Raw genomic sequence first — 24,647 nt, 5'->3', positions numbered from 1 at the left:
AGCTTACTATTTCATCCAGCTATCGACAATGCCAGATATTTTTTGTGGCCCTTGCTCTTTAAGCCATAAGTTGAAATCATCGCGCACGGGAGAGCCTTTCTTAAAGGCAATGCCAAGCTGATCAACATTCTTGAAAACATAACGGCTTTCTATCGGCATCTTTTTCTTATTTTTGAAGGTAAAATAAACCGGCTCTTCTATAAAAGCCAGATCAAGATTGCCATTTTTTAGATCAGCCATCGTCTCATTATAGGTTGGATACAATTTTACTTTACTTAACGAGTAGTATCCTTTGGGCTCCAGATCGTTTTTGATAAGGTCGGAGTAAGCCATTCCTCGAGGGTATCCAATAGAATATTTATTTAATTCATTGAGGTTATTGAGCGTTATTTTATGATTGGCCATACTGACCAGATAAAAAGAGTTGATGTAATAAGGTTCAGAGAAATCAATAACTTTCTTACGTTTATCTGTAATTGAAATTCCCGAAAATGCGACATCTGCCTGACCACTCGCCACTGCGCCAAGCATTCCATCCCAGGCATATTCGGTGATGTTTAGCTTACAATGCCGTGACTGACAGTAAGACGAAAAAAGCTCCAGATCTATCCCCTGCAATTTGCCATCAGCACTTTTAAATAACATAGGGGGAGAGGCTGGTGATACTGCGACATTGAGCGTTCTCCCTTCAACGATGCTATCAGCAAACGCTGAAGACGACATTATTCCCAACACTATCATCGATAAGCCAAATTTTTTGGATAACATGCTATCTATTTCCTGTAGTAAGGTAATGCGTATTATAAATTAAGCATTAGGGCGTGAGCCTGACATTTGCAGGCGTAAAGTACTTAACGTTATGTATTCCATCGCTGTTAACTAATTTAATCAGGAGGTTTGACAGGAATCATCAAAGGGAATGGATTGAATATACCATGAGATATCAACTGGATATGAGTGCAGCGACACCATGAAAGGTGAAAATGTAAAGATATCATAGACATTAGTATACTGGACATAGTTTATGCTCCATTTACGCATACATATTTACATGATAAGCAGATAAATGCTTCAGTGACGGTGCCTTTCATGTCTCTAATTATCATCTTACCACTCTATCCAGGGCCAATATAAAGACTTATCTTTTCTTGTCAAATACATTTTTTGAGCTAAGTTGATTTGCGTGCTATCTATATTTGCAAGCATATAAATTATTTGTCTCATGAACAAACGACAACAAATCAGGATTTTTGACGATGTTGTTATGTTTATCAAAACGTTAACTTGTTTTAATCGATGATAATCTTAATTCAGAAATATCTGAATATATACGGTTGTTGAGATAAAATTCTCAAATTAACATCGTACATCTTATGTAATAAATATAAATACGATTAATAAATCCAAAACTGAGACTGCCAACCGGATAACAAACAGCAATAAAGAGGGTTCTTCATTAAGTTATCCTGGCAACGATTAAGGTGATAACATTTTCGGTGGCTTTACCCATTTTAATCGTGTTCACAGCCGTTAATTACCTTATGATTACCATGGTAATTAAAAATGAATCCTTAATGACTCGTTGGCTGAGTGAAAAAAATTCTACATCACATAGGCGCATGTATCGCGTATAATGGGCTCCGATGCCCCTAATTATTGCTATGACATAATGATATGTATCTTAACCGCTTTTATTATTTACTCCTGATCTTCGCTGCGGTCGGAAGCATTTTTACATCGCATCCCGTCGCGATGTGGTTCCTGCTCGCCAATGTGCTAACGCTGGCGATCTACGGTATAGACAAAACGGCGGCACGTAAAACCTGGCGCAGAGTGCCGGAATCCACTTTGTTGGTGTTTGGGGTTGTCGGTGGGTGGCCTGGGGCGATTGTTGGTCAACAACTCTTCCGTCATAAAACGCAAAAGCAGCCATTCAAAACATACTTTATTGTCAGTGTGATAGTGAGTATTTTAGTTACGGTGGCGATTTATCGACTCTATCCATTTTTGTCTTACTGAACATAGACTATGTATCACTTATTGACCAATCGGCAGCAAAGATAGCATCATATTTTCATGCCACCGGCACTATGATATTGAGTTGTGTTTTGCTCAAGGCGTACCGCAGCCGATGGAACTTTATTCAGTGGAATAATGATGAGCTATAAAACTTTCTAACATTATGGCAAAACAATGATGGACTTCCTGGGTTGGATGGACAAGGTCGTTGAAGACGTATTGCGGACATATATCTAGCTGAGGGTCTTTAGCCCCGGGAACATGTACATAGCCGTGGTGAGTATAAGGGTTTTCCGTATCATAACCAATATTACTGGCCGCCTCCATTATCACCTTAAATGCATCGGCAGTCTCGTAATAGCATATTTTATGCTGGGGGTATTTTTCTTTTAATTCTTCAACATTAGTTTTTAACAGGGCATTGTGAGCGATGCTTTCATCCTTAAGCTTTCTTTTTTCATCAGAATGTTTGCCATAAGGTGTTAAAGACAAATCGGGAATCCCCATGACCAGAACATTATTAACTCCACCGGAAATTATTTTTTCAATATCATCAATTTGTTGCTCAACGACCATTATTACATTATCTTTGTGTAGTGTCATATAGTCATTAGCCCCCAATAAAAATATCGCCAGGTCCTGGTGAGAAGGGGTGTAAGATGCGACTTGTCTGTCCGTATTTGATACAAAGTCACCGATGCAATTAAAGCAGGAATAGCTTGCCGATGTACTTCCCCCTTCAGCAAAATTAAGCATCTCTTTACCTAAGAAGTGTGGAGATGATAAAAACTCAGTCCAGGTAAATCCATTAGTAAACCTTCCGCCAAAGTATTGACCATAGGAGGGTAAGATATGATGTGTTTTTTCAAACATACGCCCTAAGGAGTCAGACAAGCTGTCGCCAAAAAATACCAGTCTGGTAATATCACCCAAAGAAATATTTTTGGGCTTGGGATGTGATTTATTGATTTCTTTGGCAAGACCAAAAGCTTCCGGATGACATTCAACCTCAATAGATAAAATATTTTCACCATTATCATCTTTAATAATCAACTTATCGGCGTGTGCCTGTGATTCTATAATAAACTGTTCTTTACATCCCTGAGACGCTAAGGCTCGAAGTTTGATGTAGGCTCCGCGAACCTGTACCGGTGTTAGATTCAGTTCCTGATGGTGGTAAAGATTAAAGATACATTCGAGCGCCTCTGCATGGTGGGTGGTAAAGAAATATGCTTTGATTTTCTCCCATAAACTTAATTCCGGAAGGCGTGCGCTTTCTTTTATCGCATTAAATTTTTCAGAACTGATAGATGATGTGAAATAACCCTGTCCAACACTCAATGGCATAGTGTCCTCCTTACTTTATTAAACACGCTTTAGCAAATAATTAATTAGCAAATATTAGCAAGAAAAGTAATCAGGTAAATGGTGTATATGGAATTACGCTTCTTTAACAGTTTTTCGTCGCCAATAAAATACATACAATGTTTATTGTTTTTCAACGAAGTAAATATATCATCAACAACGTGAGGTTAATGCCTGGTACATATTATCTGACTGCTATCATTATTGAGTGTGCGCCTGGCTAAGGCAAAGATCTAAAAAAGAAGCCACTCCTGATTTTAGTGTGCTGGCGTGAGTATGAGCTGGCTTGATACTCAGGAAAAACAGACAAACTTATCATCCGACTATTATTGCTAAAGTGCTAGTGTTTTATGTGACATTTTGATTTCTATTTTCATATTAAATATTTCTTAAGTGAGTTAACTATAATGAATGATGATTCAATTATTAAAAACTCTTCGATGCTTTTGGCCTATTTAGGTGGTTTGGGATGGGGAAGCGCCTATTTTTATGGCTGGGGCGTCTCCGCGTACTATGGTTTCCCGTGGTGGTATGTAGGCGTCGGCCCTGACAACATTGCCCGAAGTCTATTCCATGCGATTAGCCTGATGGCTATATTCATAATAGCGTGGGGAGTGGGTATTCTATTATTTTTTCTAGTAAAGCAAAAAGCACGTATCCACGACATTAGCTTTTTACGTCTTTTTTTGGCAGCGGTTTTGTTCTTTATTCCAATTGTTATCGAGTTTTCTCTCTTAACAGAATCGTTTTTGTGGGAGCTTTTTTTTATCATTTTACTGGTAGCTTTATGCTTATCGGTGGGGATGCGTTTTTATAGTAAATTGATGCCAGTGATTTGTTTTACGCAACTCAGTTGGGTGCGAAGGCATTGTTTCACTATAGTTATGCTTGGTTTTATTATATATTTTTTTATATTTTCTTTTTTTGTTGGGATCTATAAACCACAATTAAAGAAAGAATACGAAATGATATTGTATGATGGAGGCTGGTACTACGTCCTGGCCAGATATCATGATAGTTTTATTTTGTCGAAATCCTTTACTAAAAATAACAATAGATTTATTATTTTTAGACCAGAAGATGGGCACTCTTATGAAATTACTCTGGTAAAAGTCAGGCTTTAATAAAATGCTGGTTGGCAAGAGCGTGAAATGACGGCAGAACTTCCCATAGCAACGATTGAGGAAAGAACTGAGCGCCCATATCTGTAGGCTGTGGAATAGCAATGCCGGGAAGGACATGGCATAACACTTTATCTGACATTACCATTTGAGTGACAGGTTAGCAGATGTTTCAGGCCAAACCCAAGTTGAACTGGAGCGCTCAGAAGCCGATTACCTACATAACAAATATTGGCCGCAAGCTTATGCTGTGGGCGGAATATACGACCGCTATTATCCAGACTGGCTGTTAACTTATTTATTTTCCCATAGTAACCTATAACAGGCCTCCCTGAGGCATTGGCTAGCATCTGTGCATTGGAAAAACAGGCTCCATTTGCACTATAGCAACTTATAAATTTTATTTCCTCATGAGAGTTGCTAATATGGCGGATTGATTTTGAAAGTGATGATGACTGACTTGCACCGGAACCGTACCGATTTTCATGTTGAACAACAAAAGGAGCACCATGTTTACAAATCGAAATAGGCATGGATTATTACCTGAGATTGATTTCAAATTAACAATAATGATGACGCTTTTGGGTATTAAAAATCTTTCAAATAACGCTCATTTGATTTTTTGTCCACATTGACTAAGCCTGGAAAGACACAGGGTTGAGATATTTTCGCTACCCGTCGGCGGTGTATCGCAGTTGTGATGTTACGTTCTTACAAGACTGACATCTGCATATCATAACCTTTATTCATTACCACCTGGTGAGTAAATAAAAACTATTAAGCAAATATTTACTTCTGGGTAATGGGACTGGATTTACCGGCATTACCTCTGTGCCCCAGTCGGGCAGAACATTGCAGCTTAGAAAGAAAGCTTTGGTGTTTATTGTCTGTGGCCTGAAAAAGTTCCCATGAGCTGAATATGCTGAATGTGAACTGATTCTTGATGGTCTATGCCGGAAATCTATAAGCTATTGATTTTTATATTGTGCGTAATTTTACAATTACATAAACATAAAATTCTGATAGTATACCCCCCTATAGTATATGGAGGTCGAATGCCGCATTCACCTGAAGATAAAAAACGTATCCTTACCCGTGTTCGTCGCATACGCGGGCAGGTCGAAGCGCTGGAGCGGGCGCTTGAGTCTGGCGAACCTTGTCTGGCGATTCTGCAACAGATTGCCGCCGTGCGCGGCGCGTCTAATGGCCTGATGAGTGAAATGGTTGAAATCCATCTGAAAGATGAGCTGGTCAGCGGGGAAACTACGCCAGATCAGCGCGCGGTTCGGATGGCGGAAATCGGCCATCTTCTTCGCGCTTATCTAAAATAACAATTTCCCTCACCGTAACAGGAAGAGATATATGAAATCACGTGCAGCAGTTGCTTTTGGTCCCGGTCAGCCGCTAAAAATTGTCGAGATTGACGTTGCGCCGCCGAAAAAAGGCGAAGTTCTGGTCAAAATCACCCATACCGGCGTTTGCCATACCGATGCTTTTACCCTTTCCGGCGATGATCCGGAAGGCGTATTCCCGGCAGTACTGGGTCACGAAGGCGGCGGCGTGGTAGTTGAGGTCGGCGAGGGGGTCGCCAGCCTGAAACCCGGCGACCATGTTATTCCACTGTATACGGCGGAATGCGGCGAGTGTAAGTTCTGTAAGTCCGGTAAAACTAACCTTTGTCAGGCCGTACGCGCCACTCAGGGAAAAGGGCTGATGCCGGATGGCACTACACGCTTTTCTTATAACGGCGAACCCGTTTATCACTATATGGGAACCAGCACGTTCAGCGAATATACCGTTTGCGCGGAAATTTCTCTGGCGAAAGTGAACCCGCAGGCACCGCTGGATAAAGTGTGTCTGTTGGGCTGCGGCGTGACGACGGGTATTGGCGCCGTCCATAACACCGCTAAAGTGAAAGCGGGCGACACCGTTGCCGTTTTTGGTTTAGGCGGTATTGGGCTGGCGGTTATTCAGGGCGCGGTTCAGGCTAAAGCCGGGCGTATTTTAGCTGTCGACACGAATCCGGAAAAATTTACGCTGGCGGGCGAAATGGGGGCCACGGACTTTATTAATCCGAATGATTACGACAAACCGATCCAGGACGTTATTGTTGAGCTTACTGATGGCGGCGTAGATTTCAGTTTTGAATGTATCGGCAACGTTAACGTGATGCGAGCAGCGCTGGAATGTTGTCATAAAGGTTGGGGCGAAAGCATTATTATTGGCGTAGCGGGAGCAGGGCAGGAAATCAAAACCCGTCCCTTCCAGCTAGTGACCGGTCGCGTCTGGCGTGGCTCCGCCTTTGGCGGCGTGAAAGGGCGCACGCAGCTGCCAGGGATGGTCGAAGATGCGATGAACGGTAAAATCCGTTTAGATCCTTTTATTACTCACCGCCTGCCGCTGGAGCAGATTAACGATGCCTTTGAACTGATGCATCAGGGTAAATCCATCCGTACTGTTATCCATTTTGGCGATAACTGATTCATCCGCCAGCGGATTTTCCGCTGGCGCTTTTCTGAATTTTCTGGAATGAATGTTGTGAAAATGTGACGAAGGCGATGCTTTTCGCGATAAGCAAACGTCACGAAGTGCCGATGACTATCTAACGGGCGTGTTTTACGCATAAAACTTACAAGAGAGTCGACGGTCATGGGCAACACATTCTCGATGCAAGCCTCGCATAAACTGGGCTTCCTGCATCATATTCGGCTGGTTCCGCTGTTTTCCTCCATTCTCGGTGGCATCCTTCTTCTTTTTGCTTTGAGCGCCGGGCTGGCAGGCTATTTTCTGTTACAGGCCGATCGCGATCAGCGTGATGTCACGGACGAGATTCAGGTACGGATGGGATTATCCAACAGCGCTAACCACTTACGTACCGCACGTATCAATATGATCCACGCTGGCGCGGCGAGCCGGATTGCTGAAATGGATGAAATGAAAGCCAATATTGCCGCTGCGGAAACGCGGATCAAGCAGTCTCAGGACGGCTTTAACGCTTATATGTCCAGAGCGGTGAAAACACCCGCCGATGACGCGTTAGATAACGAGTTAAACGCCCGCTACACCGCCTATATCAACGGCCTGCAACCGATGCTGAAATTTGCCAAAAATGGCATGTTCGAAGCGATCATTAATCATGAAAACGAGCAGGCAAAACAACTGGATGCCGCATATAACCATGTCCTGTTGAAAGCGATTGAACTGCGCACCGAGCGGGCAAGACTACTTAGCGAGCAGGCTTACCAACGTACCCGGCTCGGTATGATGTTTATGATTGGCGCATTTACGTTGGCGCTGGTATTGACGTTAATGACCTTCATGGTGCTGCGTCGCACGGTGATACAACCCTTGCAGCAGTCTGCGTCACGTATCGAACGCATTGCGGCCGGCGATCTGACCATGGCTGACGAGCCCACAGGACGCAGTGAAATTGGTCGCCTGAGTCATCATCTTCAGCAGATGCAGCATGCGTTGCAACAAACGGTAGGGGCGGTGCGTCAGGGGGCGGAGGAAATTTATCGAGGCACCAGCGAAATTACTGCTGGTAATACGGATTTATCTTCTCGTACTGAACAGCAGGCTGCCGCCATTGAACAAACTGCGGCCAGTATGGAACAGTTGACGGCAACCGTTAAACAGAATGCGGATAATGCGCATCACGCCAGCAAACTAGCGGAAGATGCTTCCGGTAAAGCCAGTCGCGGAGGCCAGATGGTTTCCGGGGTCGTACAAACGATGGGGAATATTTCCACCAGCTCGAAAAAAATCTCGGAAATTACCGCCGTCATTAACAGTATCGCTTTCCAGACCAACATCCTGGCGCTAAACGCGGCGGTCGAGGCGGCACGCGCCGGGGAACAAGGACGCGGTTTTGCGGTGGTCGCCAGTGAGGTTCGTACCCTCGCCAGTCGCAGCGCGCAGGCGGCAAAAGAGATTGAAGGCTTGATCGGCGCATCGGTCAGCCTGATTGAACAAGGATCTGAAGAGGTTATCGCTGCGGGGAGCACCATGAATGAGATTGTGGATGCCGTCAAACGCGTCACCGATATTATGCTCGATATCGCGGCAGCCTCTGATGAGCAAAGTCGCGGTATTGTTCAGGTCAGTCAGGCGATTTCTGAGATGGACAAGGTTACGCAACAAAACGCGTCGCTGGTCGAAGAGGCGTCCGCGGCGGCGGCTTCGCTTGAAGAACAGGCCGCCCGCTTGACGCAAGCCGTTGATGCGTTTCATTTACAGGATACTGGCGCGACGATGCGATCATCCTTCCTTTAGTAAGCGTCGCGCCAGCGGGCTATTTTAGCCGCGGGCGCGTTTATTCTCCGACAGCCGCTATCACAGCGGCATCGATTTACGGATCGCCGCAATCAGCATTTGCGCCCCGGTTGAGAGCGGGATATCAACTCGCGTAAGAATACCTATCGGCTCGCCCGCGCTCTGGGTCGGCACGGGTAATGAGACCAGCGTCGCCTGGCGAAGATCTTCTTTAACCGCGCCAGAGGGGACGAACCAGACGTAATCGTAATCTACGGTCAGTTGTCGTGATAACGATGCGGATAGCGTTTCGATACATCCGGCAGGCATTTTACACCCCTGGCTTTGCAACAGGGCTTCCGCATTCTGGCGCGGTACCGTGCCTTTTGGCGAGACGACTACCGGCCATTCCATAACCCGGCTGAGCGTGATCGTCTCCTGTAACAGGGGATGACCGGGGCGTACCACTAATTTAAGCGATTCTAAAAACAGCAGTTCGTAATTTAAACCGCCCATTAATTCCGGGTCTGACATGCGGCCAATACCCAGATCGATCTCGCCTGATTTCAGACCCGCAAGCAACATCGTATTGTTCATGGTCGCGACCTGTAACGAGGTCGATTTTTGCTGTTGATGGAACCGCCCAATAGCCGCCGGGAGTATACCCAGCGCAGCGGTGGGGAGCGCGCCAACACGCACCACATCGGCGCTGGCGTCCTCTTTGCGATTCAGCGCCTGCCCGGCGGTATTCAATGCATCTAATACTTTTACCGCATGAGTCAAAAATTGTTCGCCAGGAACCGTTAATTGCGCGCCCAGTCGCCCGCGTTCGAACAGACGGGTTCCGGTGAGTTGTTCCAGTTCGTTCAGCGTTTTAGAAAGCGCTGGCTGGCTCAGGTTAAGAGTTTCAGCCGCGCGCCCCAGAGTTCCCTGTTGCGCAACGGCGACAAATGTATGAAGGTGGCGCAACCGAATGCGCTGACTAAACAGACCATTTTTTTCCATAAGCGATGTTAAAAACAGAGCCGTGCGGGTGACAAGTAAAGTTGTTTGTTTTTGATAACCTGATAGCAAAATATTATTAACATTTTACCATTTCAAGTTACAACTGTTTTATTTTACTGATGATTCAACTGCCGTTAAGCGTGTTAAGCCGCGATCTGGTCGGGGATATGCCAGCTCATGTCAATCCGTTCTGCATAATGAATTCAGGTCGGATCACACTTTATAAATTCTTCTCCCCGGAATGGATGAGGTTTTCTACACTCCAGGTAACATTCACTGGAGGCATGACATTATGGCGAACACCATCACGGCAGATGAGATTCGGGAACACTTTTCGCAGGCAATGTCGGCAATGTACCAGCAGGAAGTTCCGCAGTACGGTACGTTACTGGAACTTGTGGCTGACGTGAATCTGGCGGTGCTGGAAAATAATCCCAAACTGCATGAGCAGTTGGCTAATGCCGATGAACTGGCGCGATTGAACGTGGAACGGCATGGCGCCATTCGTGTTGGCACCGCAGAAGAACTTTCTACCTTGCGTCGGATATTCGCCATCATGGGGATGTACCCAGTAAGTTATTACGATCTCTCTCAGGCGGGCGTGCCTGTGCACTCCACGGCATTTCGTCCCATTGACGAGGCTTCGCTCTCGCGTAATCCCTTTCGCATGTTCACTTCGCTATTACGCCTGGAGCTCATTGAAAACGCGGCATTACGCCAGCGGGCGGCGGAAATCTTATCGCAGCGTGATATTTTTACATCGCGCTGCCGACAATTGCTGGATGAGTACGACGAGCAGGGCGGTTTTAGTGCTGCTCAGGCCGAAGAGTTCGTCCGTGAAACGCTGGAGACTTTTCGCTGGCATCGTCAGGCTACCGTTGATGAAGAAACGTACCGCAGCCTGCATCGTGAGCATCGTTTAATTGCCGACGTGGTCTGTTTTCCGGGATGTCACATTAACCATCTGACGCCGCGTACTCTGGATATCGACCGGGTACAGGCCATGATGCCGGAGTGCGGCATTACGCCTAAAATTCTTATCGAAGGTCCGCCTCGCCGCGAAGTGCCTATTCTGTTGCGGCAAACCAGTTTCAAAGCCCTGGAAGAGCAGGTGCTCTTCGTTGATGAAAAGCAGGGTACGCACACGGCGCGCTTCGGCGAAATTGAGCAACGTGGCGTCGCGCTGACGCCAAAAGGTCGTCGATTATATGACGAACTGTTGCACAAGGCGGGAACGGGTAAGGATAACTTCACGCATCAACTCCATTTGCGGGAGGTCTTTAACGCCTTTCCGGATAGCGAATTTCTGCTTCGCCAGCAGGGGCTTGCCTGGTTCCGCTATCGCTTAACGCCTTCCGGCGAGGCGCATCGTCAGGCGATCCATCCTGGCGACGATCCGCAGCCGCTTATTGAGCGCGGTTGGGTGATCGCGCAGCCGATTACCTATGAAGATTTTCTTCCGGTCAGCGCAGCCGGCATTTTTCAGTCGAATTTGGGAAATGAAACGCTGGTCAGAAGGCACGGTAATGCCAGCCGCGACGCCTTTGAACAGGCGCTGGGATGTGCAGTACGGGATGAGTTTTCGTTATATCAGGAAGCGGAAGAACGCAGTAAACGCCGTTGCGGTCTGCTTTAAAAGCGGTAAGCTTCACAGGCTGTGAGGATACTGTAAAAGGAAGGCGTTATGTTGAATCCCTCCATCCCGTTGGTGGAGACGCGTCACGGTAAAATCGTGGGCGTCGTACAGGAAGAAATCCATATCTGGCGCGGTATACCTTATGCCGCGCCGCCAATAGGGGAGCTACGCTGGCGTGCGCCGCAGCCTGTTACGCCCTGGCACGACGTGCGCCAGGCGGATTGTTTCTCCTGCGCCAGTTGGCAGGATATTACCTGGTGTCGCGAACTCGGCGGCGGCGATCCGGGAAATTTTTCTGAAGACTGTCTCTATCTGAACGTCTGGGCTCCCGCCGTACGTCATGAACCGTTGCCGGTCATGGTCTGGCTACACGGCGGCGGTTACACCATTGGCGCGGGGAGTTTGCCGCCCTATGACGGTCAAGCGCTGGCGAAGCGCGGCGCGATCGTGGTGACGGTCAATTATCGGCTTGGCCATCTGGGCTTTTTCGCGCATCCGGCGCTGGAAGGCGAAGGGGCGGAGTGTATTCATAATTTCGCTTTACTCGATCAAATCGCTGCGCTGCGTTGGGTGCAGGACAATATTGCCGCATTTGGCGGCGATACGCAGAATGTGACGTTATTTGGCGAATCCGCCGGCGCCCGCAGCGTGCTGTCGTTGATGGCTTCGCCGTTGGCGAAGGGGCTTTTTCATAAAGCGATTATTCAGAGTGGTTATACGCTGCCGGATACGCCCCGCGAGGTGGCGCTAAAAAAAGGCGTTGCGCTGGCGGAACATCTTGGTTTAGCCAATGCCACTGCCGAACAGCTACGCGCTTTACCGGCAGAGACGTTTTGGCCGCTGGACGCGCCGTTTAAAATTGCGCCGACGCCGATTTCCGGCGACGTCGTGCTGCCGCATCCGATGCTGGAAACCTTCTTTGCGGCGAAACAGCATCCGATACCGGTGATGATCGGCTCGAATAGCGATGAAGCCAGCGTATTGGCCGTTTTTGGCGTCGATATTGCCGGTCAAATTCAAAAAATGCGCCGTGAGCGGCGTGTTGGTCTGGGGTTAATCCGGCTGCTTTATCCTGGAGTGAAAGGCGACGAAGCGCTAGGGCGGCAGGTCTGTCGGGATATGGTATTTACCACGTTGGGTTATGTCGTCATGCAAGCGCAGCAGCGGATCGGCGAACCGTGCTGGCGTTACTGGTTTGATTATGTCGCCGAAGCGGAGCATAACACCTACGCGAATGGCGCCTGTCATGGCAATGAAATACCGTATGTATTCGATACGTTAACGCGGGCTGAGCCCACATGCCATTATGTGAATGAGAATGACCAGGCCTTTGCCTCGCAGGTGGCGGATTACTGGGTGAATTTCGCTCGTCATGCCAGCCGCACGCGCGACGTGCTGCACGGCCCGGTTCGCTGGCCCGCCAGCATTCGGGGGCGAGATCGTCTGTTGCGGATTGGGCTGAACAAACTTGCCGGTTTTAAAGTGGAAAACCGCTTTATGCGTGCGCGTCTGGCGCTGTTTAAACGAGTCATGAAACATCACGTTAGTCTGGAATAAACTTTTCATAACCTGAAGAAGGCTGCGTGAGGTTTACATCCGATTAGGTCGGTTCTTATCGACATAAAATATTTACGCTTTTGCACAGTTTCCAGGCGACCAACAATTGGATTATTAATGAATTTTGTCTAGAGTGAGCGGTCAGAAACGGGCACATTCTTGCTGCTGAAAAAACCAGCGCGGGACCATTCACAAGACCAGAAGGACTCATTTTCAGGTATGAATCGTAGACGATTTATTAAAGGTTCAATGGCAATGGCCGCCGTGTGCGGTTCCAGCGGTATTGCTTCACTCTTTTCTCAGGCGGCGTTTGCCGCGGAATCCGATATTGCGGATGGTAAAATTGTCCGTTTTGATTTTGCTGGTCTGCAATCAATGGCCCAGGCGTTAGCGAAAAAGCCCTGGGGCGGCGCGCCGGGACCCTTGCCGGATACGCTCGCCAATCTGACGCCGCAGGCCTATAACAGCATTCAGTATGACGCGGCGCATTCACTCTGGAACGGTGTTGCCAACCGGCAGCTCGATATTCAGTTTTTCCACGTAGGGATGGGCTTTCGTCGTCGCGTACGCATGTTTTCCGTTGATACGACGACGCATCTTGCTCGCGAGATTCATTTTCGCCCGGAACTGTTTAAATACAACGATGCCGGCGTCGATACGACGCAACTGGAAGGGCAGAGCGATCTCGGTTTCGCCGGTTTCCGTGTCTTTAAAGCGCCGGAACTGGCGCGGCGCGATGTCGTCTCCTTCCTGGGCGCCAGTTATTTCCGGGCGGTAGATGATACTTATCAGTATGGCCTGTCGGCTCGCGGGCTGGCGATAGATACCTATACTGACGGTCAGGAAGAGTTCCCTGACTTCACCGCATTCTGGTTTGACACCGCGAAGCCGGGCGATACTACGTTTACCGTTTACGCTCTGCTGGACAGCGCCAGCGTGACGGGCGCGTATAAATTTGTGATTCATTGCGAAAAATCGCAGGTGATCATGGATGTAGAAAACCATCTCTACGCCCGTAAAGATATTAAGCAACTTGGCATTGCGCCGATGACCAGTATGTTTAGCTGTGGGAATAATGAACGCCGGGTATGCGACACCATTCATCCGCAAATTCACGATTCCGATCGGCTGGCGATGTGGCGGGGTAACGGCGAGTGGATTTGCCGCCCGCTGAATAATCCGCAGAAATTGCAGTTCAATGCATATATGGACGATAACCCAAAAGGGTTCGGCCTGCTGCAACTCGATCGCGATTTCTCGCATTATCAGGATGTGATGGGCTGGTACAACAAACGTCCGAGCCTGTGGGTGGAGCCGCGCAGTAAGTGGGGGAAAGGTGCAGTTAGCCTGATGGAGATCCCAACCACTGGCGAAACTCTGGATAATGTGGTCTGTTTCTGGCAGCCGGAAAAAGCGATCAAAGCCGGGGATACGCTGGCGTTTAATTATCGTTTGTACTGGAGCGCGCAGCCGCCGGTACAATCGCCGCTTGCGCGGGTCATGGCGACCCGTACAGGGATGGGCGGATTTCCCGAAGGCTGGGCGCCGGGCGAACATTACCCGGATAAATGGGCGCGCCGTTTTGCTATTGATTTTGTCGGCGGCGATCTGAAAGCGGCCGCGCCAAAAGGCATTGAGCCGGTAATTACGCTCTCCAGCGGTGAGGCGAAGCAGGTTGAGATCCTCTACGTAGAGCCTTTCGACGGTTATCGTATCCAGTTTGACTGGTATCCGACCTCGGATTCTACGGCACCGGTGGATATGCGTATGTTCCTGCGCTGCCAGGGGGAGGCTATCAGCGAAACCTGGCTGTATCAGTATTTCCCGCCCGCGCCGGATAAGCGCCGTTATGTCGACGATCGTATCATGCGTTAGTCAGTTTGCCTTCTGTACCGCCACAAAGGCGGTACAGGTTGCAGAAATGGCCCTGGCATAAACTCATTCGTGAGCCGCTGTTTTTGTGACACGGCCTTTCCATCGTTCTATTTTTGCAACAGTCCTTCCTGTTTATCCCTCTCGATCCTGCGGACAGGGAACATTAAGATAACTTCACCTTATTTAAGATATAAAGTGAATATAATGAAAAAGAGTTTTCTTGGTGCTCTCCTGTCTCTGGGTTTATTAAGTGCTGCTCATGCAGATGTATATAAATTTGATAATACGCATACCAATGCGGTATTTAATATCGATCATTTCCAGACCTCAACCAATCATGGCGGGTTTTATGCTATTAGCGGCGACCTGAAATATCAGCCGGAAAAGCAAGATGCAGAGATGCGCGTGACGATTCCCGTGAGCGCCTTAAATACCGGGGTGGATGCGTTTGATAACCATATTCGCAGTAGCGATATTCTGGATGCGGAAAAATATCCAGAAATAGTATTTAAATCGACAAAATGGCATTTTGAAGATAATAAACCAGTTTCTATTGACGGTTTGTTAACAATGAAGGGAGTAACTAAGCCCGTCACCTTAACCACCACCAAGTTTGGCTGTTATATGAGCCCGATATTCAAGGCGCAGGTTTGCGGTGGTGATTTTGTCACGCAAATAGATCGCACCCAGTGGGGGATAGATTATCTGGTCGATATGGGGATGACGAAAGTTGTCGATATAAAAATCCAGGCAGAAGCGGTTAAGCAATAAAGGGAATAATGATGAAAACTCATCACCTCATTCGGGTAGTGGCCTCGCTGGCAATGTTGGCAACATCAGGCCTGGCTTATGCTGAAGAGTACAAAGCCAGCACGGACGAAAAAGCAATAAAAATGACGAACGTAGCCTCTCTGGAAGCGCGCGTTCAGGCCAGAATGGAGAAAGGGGCATTTGGTTATATTCGCGGTGGAGCCGAAGATGAGAATAACCTTCGCAGCAACACCGAAAGCTTTGACAAAAAATATATTATGCCGCGCGTATTACAGGGCATTGAGTTAAAAGAGATCGATTTATCAACGCAGCTACTGGGTATTCCGCTTAAAACGCCTATAATCCAGGCACCGATGGCGGCGCAGGGCCTGGCCCACGCCTCCGGAGAGTTGGCGACGGCGAAAGGCATGGCGCAGGTCGGTTCGATTTTCTCGTTGAGCACTTATGGCAACAAGACCATCGAAGAGGTGGCTAACGTTTCCGGGAAAAACCCGTTCTTCTTCCAGCTTTATATGAGTAAGAATAATCAATTTAACGAATTTATTCTTGCACAAGCGGTAAAACATGGCGCTAAAGCGATTATTCTGACCGTAGATTCACCTGTCGGCGGTTATCGGGAAGAAGATATTAAAAATAACTTCCAGTTCCCGCTGGGTTTTGCAAACCTGGAAATGTTCGCCAGGAAAAATGACGATGGTTCAAAAACCGGCAAAGGGGCAGGGATAAGTGAAATTTACGCGCAGGCTAAACAAGCCTTTACGCCGGAGGATATTGCCTATGTACATCGTATTTCCGGTCTGCCGGTTATTGTAAAAGGCATTCAGTCGCCGGAGGATGCTGAAATTGCTATCCAGGCTGGGGCCGCAGGAATATGGGTTTCTAATCATGGTGGCCGTCAATTAGACAGCGGGCCGTCCTCATTCGATATGCTTCCTGCGATTGCAAAAGTCGTCAACAAGCGAGTGCCTGTTATTTTTGACAGTGGAGTACGCCGTGGTTCGCACGTATTCAAGGCGTTAGCCAGCGGGGCGGATATTGTGGCGGTTGGCCGACCTGTATTATACGGTCTTAATCTTGGCGGCGCTCAGGGTGTGGCATCAGTGATTGAACAGCTAAACAAAGAGCTGACAATTAACATGATGTTGGGTGGCGCCAGGAATATTGAACAAGTGAAAACGACACGCTTGTTAACTGAAAAAGATCTGCCACAGTAATACAGTAATATAGAGGTCGGGTATTATACCCGACCTTTTCCTGTGTGATTTTCCTCAACAACGCTTTCGGTAGAAAATGACGCGCTCTGTTTCCTCAAATCCTAACGCCTGGTGAACTTTCTGGGAAATTGTATTTTCCGGCGTGGTATCGGAGGCCATTTCCCGACACCCTTTATTCGTTCCCCATCGTTGCACCGCTGCAATCAATTGTTTCGCTACGCCGCGTTGACGGAACGAGGGGAGAACAAAAATACCTTCAAGGAAAGCCACGGGCGAACTGTCACAGCCATTAACATAATCGTGGCGGATTGAGGCATCCGCAAAGCCAATCGCCACCCCGTCTGCCATCGCAATAAATGATGCCAGATGATCGGCTTGCAGGATTTCTTCGCCGTCTGCCAGATGGGCGTCATCCGGGTGACCGGGCCAGAGCTGTTTTCGCAATCCGCGCCAGTGCTCCAGATTGGTTTTGTTCATTTGCCTGATGTCCATTAACGCGCTCCTGATGAGGGGTCTGGCATGATGAGACGGCACCCCGCCTGCTGATAACGTCGGGCGATAGCAGACGGGAGCGCGCTGTCGCTAAGGATGGTAGTAATACAGGACAGCGTCGCCACCGCATGGGGTTCTACAGTATCAAACTTTGAGTGATCGGCCATCAATATGACCTCGCGTGAGCGCTGAATAATGCGCGTTTTAACGCCCACTTCAAACATGGTAGCGTTGGTGATGCCCGTTTCAATCGACAGCGCATCGCAGGAGATAAAGGCGCGTTCAACGGCAAAGGCGTTAATCATCTCCAGCGCCAGACTCTCGCCCACCGAAAAGTAACCGGGGCGAATCAGTCCGCCAATAATGTAGCTCTCTACGTGTGGGAAGCCACCCAGTTCGTTAGCGATTTTGATGTCATTGCAAATGACTTTTACTTTGGCGTCGACCAGACATTTTGCCAGTTCCAGACAGGTGGAGCCGGAGTCGAGAAAAAAGCAGTCTCCATCCTTGATGAACGTGCGGGCGAGGGCGGCGATTTCGCGTTTCGCCTCGCTTTGTAACGTTCGCTTAACGTCGAAAACATATTCTTTATCTTCCGTACTGTCGTCGAAGTCAATACAACCATGGCCGCGAACCATTCCGGGATAACGGCTGGCGATATAGTGAAAATCCCGGCGCACGGTTGCCTCTGCATAGCCAAAAAGCTCAATAGCTTGTTGGGTTGAGAGGTGCCTGTGTTGCCAAAGGTAATGCAACATCTGTTTGATACGGTCGGGGCGCTGTTGGCTCATCAGCATATGACTCCTTTATAGCGCGGTGAATTGTGACAACGTCACATCATAGTTCGCCGTCGTGAACAACGCCCGGCCAATCACCAGATGCTGTGCGCCTGCGGCGGCAAGCAGCCGTGCGGCGCGAAGTGTAATACCGCCGTCCGCCCAGCATTCCGCAGCAGGGAAATGCTCTCTGCTCTGGCTCACCTTTTCACACATCGCGGCGATAAATTGCTGTCCGCGCCCGTCGGGTTCGCTGGTCATGATCATCAGCGCATCCAGTTGCAATGCCAGATAACGATAAGGCAATAGCGGCGTTGCCGGGTTAAGCGCCAGTCCTGCTTTCGCCCCGATAGCGCGAATATCCGCCAGAATCTCCGAGGGGTTTTGTACGCTTTCGGCATGAATGAAAATCCAGCCGGGGCGGATAGCTGCAAGCCAGGGTAACCAGCGTTGCGGCGATGAGACCATCAGGTGAAATGAGAGCGGATGGCGAGTGTATTGTGCGACTGCCTGAATGGTTTTCATACCGAAGGTAATATTGTTGATGAAACTGGTATCTTCGATATCCAGATGCAGCGAGCCGAGGGGCGCATCGTGTAAAGCGGTCAACGCCTCGGCATAGCGCAGCGGATCGGCGGAGGCCAGTGAAGGGTGCAGGATCATCGAAACCTCCATCAGCGCAATGCGGTTAATTGCGCGAAAAGCGCGGCATCATTTGGCGCATCTTGCAGCATCGCGACGCTTTCCGGCGAGTCGAGCCACTGGCTGATGCGTTGAATGGTGCGAATATGTGCTTCGGCATCCGTGGCGCTGGCGCAAAGCAACAGCCAGATGGGATCGCAATCCGCATTACCGAAAGCGACCGGCGTTGCTAACGTAGTGACGCTGATTTGATTATGGTTAGCGCCTTGCTCTGGTCTGGCATGGGGCAGCGCAATCCCCGGCGCGATAAGATAATATGGCCCCCATTTAAGGGTGTTCTCAATAATACCGTCCAGGTAGCAGGGGGCCGCCGCGCCGAAGGTAATCAGCGGACGAACGGCGATATCCAGCGCGTGTCGCCAGTCGCTGGCATGGCGTTGCGCCTGAACCCACTTAACATCATTAATCATCGATCGTTGACTCCTTGCCGGTTCGGGTTACTCTGGAACCGATCCCCGGCGTGTCTTTTGGCGAAGGCGACGGAGATCGGCAGAAGAGTTATCGCTCTCTGCAGGGGATAAGCGTTTTGCTTATCCCCATTTTATTGTCGGATATGGCGTACTTTCTCCATAAACTTCGCCACGCGCGCCTGGTCGACAAAGTTGGCGAAGACGCCGTCTTTTTTAAATGTGGTTGCCGTTACGCATCCGTCGGCAATGCAGAGCTGCTCCTCGACGTTTTCCAGACACACCCCGGTATTCGCCAGCACGACCGTGTCGGGGACGGTCTCTTTTACTCGCTTCAGTATGGCGCTATCCGTGCGAGCGCCCGCCGTCAGCCCCGAGACGCACAGGGCATCGGGGTTATTGTTAAATACGGTCGATTTCGCAATTGAACAGACATCCCGGTTTCCCAGATACACCGCCGCTTCCGGCACGATGTTAAACAGCGTTTTCACGTGGCCTGCGCCGATGCGATGCTGATGGCGAATGGTTTCGCCGACATTCGTATCCCAGACGCCAAAATCGCTGGCGTAAGCGCCGGTGAAAATTTCGCGAATAAATTTTGCGTCGGTCGCCATTGCCAAATCAAACGAGGCCACAGGGTCCCACAACACGTTTACCCCAAACGGTACGCGAATTTCACTCATTAACTGACCGATAATTCTTGCCATAGCGGCAGTCGTTTCCGGTCTGACTTTCGTTAAATAAGGCAGACTAAATTCGTTGGAGAACATCACCGCATCCACGCCGCCATTTTGTAGCGCCATTAAATCGTCATGGGCGCGGTCAATTACCCAGTTCATGCCTTTCCTGGTATCGAACCCGGGATCGCCCGGCAACGCCCGTAAATGGCACATGGCGATAACGGCTTTTTCTGTTCCTATTACCTCTTTTAGCCAACTCATTCTGGGTTGCTCCTTATTCCGGTAGTTCACGTTTACGTAAGACAAGTATGATGCTGGCGACAATGCCGACCACAATAACCACGCCAATCATGCCCAGCGACATCAATTCAGATATTGACCAGCCAAACATATTTCCCACCGACAGCGCGGTAATTTGCGCGTTTTCAGCGGCGAAGCTAAAGCCGCCTTTGAGCGCCATATCGGTAAAGTACGGCGCGAACTGGGTGGCGATCAGCAAAACGGTAATCATGACAATGATGCCGCTGAGCAGAGTACGAATCAGATCGCCGCGATGAATAACCGTGGCCATGCAGATAAAAAACGGCGCAACCGGTAAATCAGCCAGCGGCAGGACTTTATTGCCCGGCAGTATGCTCGCCAGAATTAACATGATGGGAATTAACAGCAGTCCAACCGCGATGGTGGTCGGGTGGCCTAACGTCACTGCGGTATCCAGACCGATAAAGACTTCGCGCCCTTTAAAGTGTTTCTGGAAGAACTTACGCGCGCCGTCGGAAATGGGCATTAATCCCTCAACGATAAGGCGAATCATGCGCGGAAACAGCACCATAATCGCCGCTACGGTAATCATTAAGGTTGCGCACCCTTTAAAGCCTTCGCCTGCGGCAAGTCCGAAGATCAGCCCGAGAACAACGCCAATGATCACCGGGTCGCCGACCATCCCATACCGTTTTTGGATCTCCTGAGCGTCAATATTGCGTCCTTTCATAAACGGTATTTTTTCGTATATTGCATCCAGCAATACGAACAACGGCACGGAACTGGAGCCATACCCTTGCGGAATAGAAATCCCTTCCAGACCCACAATGTTCTGTACTCGTTTCGCCGTCCAGTCGGCCATTTTCAACGACAAGGCGGCGTGACAAATCGCGCCCAGTACGCCATAAATCAGACTGCCGGTCATCAACTGGACGACCGTTCCGGTAATGGCGTAGTGCCAGTAGTTATAAATATCAACGTTCATGGTTTTGGTCAGACGAGTCACCAGCATACCGACGTTGAGCAGAAAGATAACGGGAATGATCATCGCGCCGATGGCCGTCGCATAGCCGACGCCGGATGCGGGCCCGGCGCCGACGTCAAACACATGCAGCGTCAGGCCAAAACGCTCAATCATCACTTTAATCGGCGGACTGAGACTGTCGATCGCCATGACGATCACCAACCCCATGCCGACAAAACCGATGCCGACCGTCACCCCGGCTTTCACTGCCTGCAGCCAGGGAATACGAAAGATTAAGCCGATGATAATCATAATGATGGGCACAAAAACGGTGCCGCCGAGAGACAGGATGTAATCAAACATAATGCCCCCTTTATTGTGTTAACAGCGCCTTGATTTCTTGTTTTAATGCGTCGTCGTTGATGCCTGTCAGCAGGGCGGCGCCGTTGAGCGTCGGGATGCCATAGTCACTGTGCGTACGCATGGACGTTACGATGAGATCCATACCGTTACAGTTCAACGGGATCTCATTCAGACAACATTGCGCCGTGGTTGCCGCAATGCCTTGCTCCGCAAGAAAGTCCTGCAGTTTTTGTGCAATCATGGTTGATGTCGACATGCCGGTACCACATGCCACAAGGATCTTCTTCATCATGGTCGTGCCTCTTGTGTAGCGCCTGTTTCAGGCTCAATGGGAAACTGTTCTGGCGACATGTTGGCCAGCGCAGTCAGTAAACGGATACAATCAGCCAGGTCGCGCAGGCTGGCGACTTCGGCTGGCGAGTGGGTATAGCGGCAGGGAATAGAAAGACTGGCGCAGGGAATACCGTCCAGTTCAACCTGAATGTAGCCGGTTTCGGTGATGACGCCTGGCGCGACTTCTCGCTGTACGGGAATATTATTTTCGTGCGCGGTGGTCTCCAGCATCCGCAGCAAACGCGGCGGCGTAATCAGTCCCGCCAACGTACCGCGTCCGTGATAGTTCAGACAGGTGATGCCGACGCCGTGGTTGACCCGCACATCTGAGTAATCCTGCAGATCAGGCGTGTCGCAGGAGGGGGTGATATCAATACCAATCGCCAGGTCGGGGCGCACGCGTCGTAAAACGGGAACAATACCGCGAATATTGAACTCTTCCTGTACCGACGCGACCAGGAATACCGCGATATCGAGCGGTGTGGAGGCGAGAGCCTCGGCGACGCCCAGTAGCGCCGTACACCCCAGCCTGTCATCCAGCGCCTTACTGCATACCAGATCGTTGCCCAGACAGTGCGGCGGGTTGTAAAGGGTTACTGGCGTCCCCACCTGAATACCCATTCGTTCGGCATCCGCTTTATCTTTTGCGCCGATATCAATCCAGAGTTTATCGAGAGCGGGTGGCTGGGTGCGCTCGTCACCCTTCGCGAAGTGATATGCTTTAATACCGATACAGCCCATGATATCGCCTGAACGTCCGGCAAGCGTCACAATCGAACCGGGCATAGTAATTTGCGCCGGGCCGCCCACGCGTTCAAAACGTAAAAAACCGGAGGGTTCGATCTTGCGTACCATAAAACCCACTTCATCCATATGCGCAAAAATCATCAGGCGAAGCGCGTCAGATTTATCGCTGCCATAACGGGCGACGACATTGCCTAAGCGATCCCGCCAGACGTCTTTGGCCTGCTGTTCAAACGCGTGCTGCATAACGTTTGCAATACTGCTTTCATGTCCTGAAATCCCGTTTAGCCGCAGTAAAGAAAAAAGCGTTTCCTGCACAGAAAAGGTCATTGGCGTCTCCGTGGTGATAAAACAATCAGTCGTTGAGCGTTTTATAGGCGGAGAATGGTTGGATAAGTGTGAAATGTGTCACGCGGAAATACGCTAAATATGGCCAATAAAAAATAATGTGATGGCGATACAATAAAAACGCTCATATCACCTGCGGGTTATCGGTAAACCAGGCTATTTATGTGATCACGACCAACAACGAAGAAGGGCAACGCAATGGTGGAAATTATTCCTGTTAGCACGACGCTGGAACTGCGAGCGGCAGATGAAAGTCATGTTCCGGCGCTGCACCAACTGGTACTCAAAAACAAAGTGTGGCTACAACAGTCGCTCGACTGGCCGCAATATGTCACGTCGCAGGAGGAAACGCGTAAGCATGTGCAGGGTAATATACTGTTGCACCAGCGTGGTTACGCCAAAATGTACCTGATTTTCTGCCAGAATGAGATGGCGGGCGTACTCTCATTTAATGCCATCGAACCGGTAAACAAAGCCGCCTATATCGGTTACTGGCTGGATGAGTCCCTCCAGGGACAAGGGATAATGTCGCAATCATTACAGGCGCTGATGACACATTATGCCCGGCGCGGCGATATTCGGCGCTTCGTCATTAAATGCCGCGTTGATAATCAGGCCAGTAACGCAGTCGCACGGCGCAACCATTTTACGCTGGAAGGCTGTATGAAGCAGGCGGAGTATCTTAACGGCGACTATCACGACGTTAATATGTATGCCCGCATTATTGATGCGGATTAAAGGGAACCGACTAAGGGGGTACGCGTAATACGATCCTCGCCATTGATCACTTTTGGGCCGCGCAGGTGAATAGTATTGCCGTCAAAGGCTATCACCGCCGCCCGTCCGCTAATCTCGACCTGGTGCTCAATCAGAATTTCGCCCTGTATACAGGCCTGGCCTTCAATCAGCACGCGGTCGTCCAGTAAAATCGGGCCTCCGCGTACCTCAGCATGTCCGCCTACCAGCACATGATGTTTTAACACACAGTTGCCTTCGATTAATGCATGTTCCGCTACCTGCGAGCTGTAGCGAAGGGTAGGGATCGCATCTTCCTCTGTGCCGGCGATAACCCGCGCATGGCCATAGACTTTGGCGCAGTCACAGATCCAGACATTATTGTCTTTGTTGCCTTCGATGAGCGCGAAATCAAAGACCTCCGCCCGGTGCTCAATAAAAGCGTGTGTGATAGTGGCGTCGCCATAAAGCTGTACCTGATGGACAATCCGCGAATGGTTCACGGTGGCGCGATCGTAAATTTGTAAAATCTGCGCATGTTCATGCGTTAGTCCCTGAACGGCGAGAATTTCTGACTGGTTTAACACGCGGGCATCGCCATAAATCGCACTCTCTCCGCGCACGGAAGAGGACTGAATGGTGACGTTGTCACTTATCCGCGCGCCATCGCTGATATCAGCGCGATCAATCCAGACGTTATCGCCTATTCGCACGTTATTGTAGAGCGTGCACGGCTGCGTGATACGCGCGTTACCCGTAATTTCCGTGCCCGCAAAGGCCATCGCGTTTTCATCATAAATCCAGCAATCCCCCTGTTGTGACAGCACATTATCGGCATCAACCCAGCCGCCGGAGGTTCCGGCTTTAACATCGTTAAAATCCGTTACGGCAATAACTTGTCGTAATAAGACGCTTTTCTTCTCACCGTCTACCTGATAAGTAAAAGCACGAGGTTCTTCACTCAGTCGATATTTGATCATAGGGAAATTCCGTGTGAACGATTAAGATAACCGTAGCAAAGGTAC

At 49.4% G+C, this 24,647-nt stretch carries 24 protein-coding genes; 11 read left to right on the top strand and 13 right to left on the bottom strand.

Features of this window, described 5'->3' with window-relative positions; genetic code table 11:
• Positions 1–6: 6 nt before the first annotated feature.
• Complete coding sequence (locus J4650_RS02930) at positions 7–768, bottom strand: transporter substrate-binding domain-containing protein (RefSeq protein ID WP_000949370.1); 762 nt, start codon at positions 766–768, stop codon at positions 7–9.
• A gap of 906 nt (positions 769–1,674) precedes the next feature.
• Between J4650_RS02930 and J4650_RS02925 the strand changes: the two genes are divergently transcribed.
• Positions 1,675–2,019: a DUF1294 domain-containing protein gene (locus tag J4650_RS02925; protein WP_001748412.1), complete on the top strand. Its 345-nt coding sequence runs from the start codon at positions 1,675–1,677 to the stop codon at positions 2,017–2,019.
• Positions 2,020–2,139: 120 nt separating this feature from the next.
• Here J4650_RS02925 and sseJ read toward each other — a convergent pair whose 3' ends face one another.
• Positions 2,140–3,366, bottom strand: coding sequence for an SPI-2 type III secretion system effector SseJ (sseJ, locus tag J4650_RS02920; protein WP_023993289.1), 1,227 nt, complete (start codon positions 3,364–3,366; stop codon positions 2,140–2,142).
• A 425-nt stretch (positions 3,367–3,791) separates the two neighbouring features.
• On the opposite strand from sseJ, the gene J4650_RS02915 reads away from it, so the two are divergent.
• Positions 3,792–4,508, top strand: coding sequence for a membrane protein (locus J4650_RS02915; RefSeq protein WP_000997195.1), 717 nt, complete (start codon positions 3,792–3,794; stop codon positions 4,506–4,508).
• Positions 4,509–4,636: 128 nt separating this feature from the next.
• Here the strand turns inward: J4650_RS02915 and steB are convergent, their stop codons facing one another.
• Positions 4,637–5,038: a type III secretion system effector SteB gene (gene steB, locus J4650_RS02910; RefSeq protein ID WP_001540100.1), complete on the bottom strand. Its 402-nt coding sequence runs from the start codon at positions 5,036–5,038 to the stop codon at positions 4,637–4,639.
• A 522-nt stretch (positions 5,039–5,560) separates the two neighbouring features.
• On the opposite strand from steB, the gene J4650_RS02905 reads away from it, so the two are divergent.
• The 3 genes from J4650_RS02905 to J4650_RS02895 all read left to right on the top strand — a co-directional run bounded on the left by J4650_RS02905 (position 5,561) and on the right by J4650_RS02895 (position 8,780).
• A complete protein-coding gene (locus J4650_RS02905) occupies positions 5,561–5,836 on the top strand; it encodes a metal/formaldehyde-sensitive transcriptional repressor (protein WP_001120770.1) in 276 nt (91 codons plus the stop codon).
• Between the two features lie 31 nt (positions 5,837–5,867).
• On the top strand, positions 5,868–6,986 hold the full coding sequence (locus J4650_RS02900; protein WP_000842135.1) for an S-(hydroxymethyl)glutathione dehydrogenase/class III alcohol dehydrogenase: 1,119 nt from the start codon (positions 5,868–5,870) through the stop codon (positions 6,984–6,986).
• Between the two features lie 168 nt (positions 6,987–7,154).
• Positions 7,155–8,780 carry a methyl-accepting chemotaxis protein gene (locus J4650_RS02895; RefSeq protein WP_000528480.1) on the top strand — a complete coding sequence of 542 codons (1,626 nt, stop codon included), beginning with the start codon at positions 7,155–7,157 and terminating at the stop codon, positions 8,778–8,780.
• Positions 8,781–8,840: 60 nt separating this feature from the next.
• Here the strand turns inward: J4650_RS02895 and J4650_RS02890 are convergent, their stop codons facing one another.
• Complete coding sequence (locus tag J4650_RS02890; RefSeq protein ID WP_000414259.1) at positions 8,841–9,764, bottom strand: LysR substrate-binding domain-containing protein; 924 nt, start codon at positions 9,762–9,764, stop codon at positions 8,841–8,843.
• A gap of 292 nt (positions 9,765–10,056) precedes the next feature.
• On the opposite strand from J4650_RS02890, the gene J4650_RS02885 reads away from it, so the two are divergent.
• The 5 genes from J4650_RS02885 to J4650_RS02865 all read left to right on the top strand — a co-directional run bounded on the left by J4650_RS02885 (position 10,057) and on the right by J4650_RS02865 (position 16,817).
• Entirely contained in the window at positions 10,057–11,400 is a 1,344-nt protein-coding gene (locus tag J4650_RS02885; RefSeq protein WP_023258967.1) for a VOC family protein, read from the top strand.
• 48 nt (positions 11,401–11,448) lie between these two features.
• Positions 11,449–12,957: a carboxylesterase/lipase family protein gene (locus tag J4650_RS02880; RefSeq protein ID WP_023993288.1), complete on the top strand. Its 1,509-nt coding sequence runs from the start codon at positions 11,449–11,451 to the stop codon at positions 12,955–12,957.
• Positions 12,958–13,176: 219 nt separating this feature from the next.
• On the top strand, positions 13,177–14,832 hold the full coding sequence (locus J4650_RS02875) for a glucan biosynthesis protein (protein ID WP_023993287.1): 1,656 nt from the start codon (positions 13,177–13,179) through the stop codon (positions 14,830–14,832).
• Between the two features lie 195 nt (positions 14,833–15,027).
• On the top strand, positions 15,028–15,603 hold the full coding sequence (locus J4650_RS02870) for a YceI family protein (RefSeq protein ID WP_023993286.1): 576 nt from the start codon (positions 15,028–15,030) through the stop codon (positions 15,601–15,603).
• 11 nt (positions 15,604–15,614) lie between these two features.
• Positions 15,615–16,817, top strand: coding sequence for a lactate oxidase (locus tag J4650_RS02865; RefSeq protein ID WP_000848084.1), 1,203 nt, complete (start codon positions 15,615–15,617; stop codon positions 16,815–16,817).
• A 54-nt stretch (positions 16,818–16,871) separates the two neighbouring features.
• On the opposite strand, the gene aac(6') is transcribed toward J4650_RS02865, so the two are convergent.
• The 8 genes from aac(6') to J4650_RS02825 form a co-directional block, all read right to left on the bottom strand.
• The gene (gene aac(6'), locus J4650_RS02860; protein WP_023993285.1) at positions 16,872–17,309 is read right to left on the bottom strand and encodes a cryptic aminoglycoside N-acetyltransferase AAC(6')-Iy/Iaa; all 438 of its coding nucleotides are present in this window, start codon (positions 17,307–17,309) and stop codon (positions 16,872–16,874) included.
• Positions 17,309–18,100 (bottom strand): DeoR/GlpR family DNA-binding transcription regulator, encoded by a 792-nt coding sequence (locus J4650_RS02855; protein ID WP_001682390.1) that lies wholly within the window; start codon positions 18,098–18,100, stop codon positions 17,309–17,311. Before J4650_RS02855 ends, aac(6') begins: the two co-directional genes overlap by 1 nt.
• 15 nt (positions 18,101–18,115) lie before the next feature.
• Positions 18,116–18,748 carry a ribulose-phosphate 3 epimerase family protein gene (locus J4650_RS02850; RefSeq protein WP_023195772.1) on the bottom strand — a complete coding sequence of 211 codons (633 nt, stop codon included), beginning with the start codon at positions 18,746–18,748 and terminating at the stop codon, positions 18,116–18,118.
• Positions 18,749–18,759: 11 nt separating this feature from the next.
• Positions 18,760–19,197, bottom strand: a complete 438-nt coding sequence (sgcA, locus tag J4650_RS02845; protein ID WP_000606454.1) for an SgcA family PTS sugar transporter subunit IIA — start codon at positions 19,195–19,197, stop codon at positions 18,760–18,762.
• Positions 19,198–19,328: 131 nt separating this feature from the next.
• Entirely contained in the window at positions 19,329–20,135 is an 807-nt protein-coding gene (sgcQ, locus tag J4650_RS02840; RefSeq protein ID WP_000118615.1) for a BtpA family protein SgcQ, read from the bottom strand.
• A gap of 13 nt (positions 20,136–20,148) precedes the next feature.
• A complete protein-coding gene (gene sgcC, locus J4650_RS02835) occupies positions 20,149–21,462 on the bottom strand; it encodes a PTS sugar transporter subunit IIC SgcC (RefSeq protein WP_000460835.1) in 1,314 nt (437 codons plus the stop codon).
• 10 nt (positions 21,463–21,472) lie between these two features.
• The gene (gene sgcB / locus J4650_RS02830) at positions 21,473–21,754 is read right to left on the bottom strand and encodes a PTS sugar transporter subunit IIB SgcB (protein ID WP_000976132.1); all 282 of its coding nucleotides are present in this window, start codon (positions 21,752–21,754) and stop codon (positions 21,473–21,475) included.
• On the bottom strand, positions 21,751–22,869 hold the full coding sequence (locus J4650_RS02825) for a M42 family metallopeptidase (protein ID WP_000144625.1): 1,119 nt from the start codon (positions 22,867–22,869) through the stop codon (positions 21,751–21,753). The genes sgcB and J4650_RS02825 overlap by 4 nt, the downstream gene beginning before the upstream one ends.
• A gap of 216 nt (positions 22,870–23,085) precedes the next feature.
• Between J4650_RS02825 and rimL the strand changes: the two genes are divergently transcribed.
• Positions 23,086–23,625, top strand: a complete 540-nt coding sequence (gene rimL, locus J4650_RS02820; RefSeq protein ID WP_000229313.1) for a 50S ribosomal protein L7/L12-serine acetyltransferase — start codon at positions 23,086–23,088, stop codon at positions 23,623–23,625.
• On the opposite strand, the gene ydcK is transcribed toward rimL, so the two are convergent.
• Complete coding sequence (ydcK, locus tag J4650_RS02815) at positions 23,622–24,602, bottom strand: YdcK family protein (protein WP_023993284.1); 981 nt, start codon at positions 24,600–24,602, stop codon at positions 23,622–23,624. The genes rimL and ydcK overlap by 4 nt on opposite strands.
• Positions 24,603–24,647: the final 45 nt, after the last annotated feature.

This window comes from Salmonella sp. 32120201201600049SM, assembly GCF_017572835.1.
GTDB classification, from domain to species: Bacteria; Pseudomonadota; Gammaproteobacteria; order Enterobacterales; family Enterobacteriaceae; genus Salmonella; species Salmonella enterica.
The sequence above is the reverse complement of the archived record's forward strand: the minus strand, read 5'-3'. Positions and strand labels throughout refer to the sequence as shown.